The sequence below is a fragment of the Arthrobacter sp. HMSC06H05 genome, assembly GCF_001807395.1.
In the GTDB taxonomy this organism is placed as follows: Bacteria; Actinomycetota; Actinomycetes; order Actinomycetales; family Micrococcaceae; genus Pseudoglutamicibacter; species Pseudoglutamicibacter albus.
This window is the reverse complement of record NZ_KV788980.1, coordinates 101,646-102,361: the sequence shown is the minus strand read 5'-3', so window position 1 is coordinate 102,361 and position 716 is coordinate 101,646. Positions and strand designations below refer to the sequence as shown.

At 61.9% G+C, this 716-nt stretch carries 1 protein-coding gene; it reads right to left on the bottom strand.

Annotated features, from left to right (window positions below):
* Window positions 1–121 precede the first annotated feature (121 nt).
* Window positions 122–716 (bottom strand): AEC family transporter (locus HMPREF3160_RS04595; RefSeq protein ID WP_176744703.1); only part of this gene is annotated, 595 nt, incomplete at its 5' end.

Here is a 716-nt window from a genome sequence, read left to right as displayed (position 1 = left end):
CGAGTTGCGGCGCCGTGTGCGCCGCATCCGCGTCCGCTTCACGGGCCGCTGAGTAGCTGAGGTTACATGGCCGGCTGAGCCACTACCGCATCGTACGCCGCTTGCGTCAGCCCAGCGGTTTTCACGCGAATATCATCGCGCAGATGAACATGAGCGGCACCCCGAGCAGGGTTGAGAGCAACACGGTGTCTTTCGCGGTGACCATGCCTTGCTTGTAGTGGGTTGCGGTCACAAACACGTTCTGCGCGGTGGGAAGTACGCCGAGGATCACGGCCATGAAGATGCCGGCGGAATCGAGCTGGAACACGACGGCGGCCAGCAACCACGCGATGAGCGGGTGCACGATGAGCTTGAACGTGAGTGCGAGCAACACATCGGTGCGGCGGCTCGAGTCTTTCTGTAGCGGCTTGGAGCCTACGAGTGAGATGCCGAACGCCATGAGCATCGCCGGGACGGCGGCTCCGCCGATGATTTCGATGGGGTTCATCACGGTTTGTGGGATGCTCACTCCGGTGGTGGCTACGATGACGCCGGCGAGTGAGGCGAGGATCAGCGGGTTGGTTGCGATGCCTTTGAGCACACCGAGGATTCCGGCGCTGACCCGTTGGGTTTGAACGTCGAGGAATATGAGGGACAGCGGTTGAAGGATCGCGAGCTGGAACAACAGGACGGGGACTGAATAGGTTGCGTCGCCGAGCACGAAGATCGCGATGGGG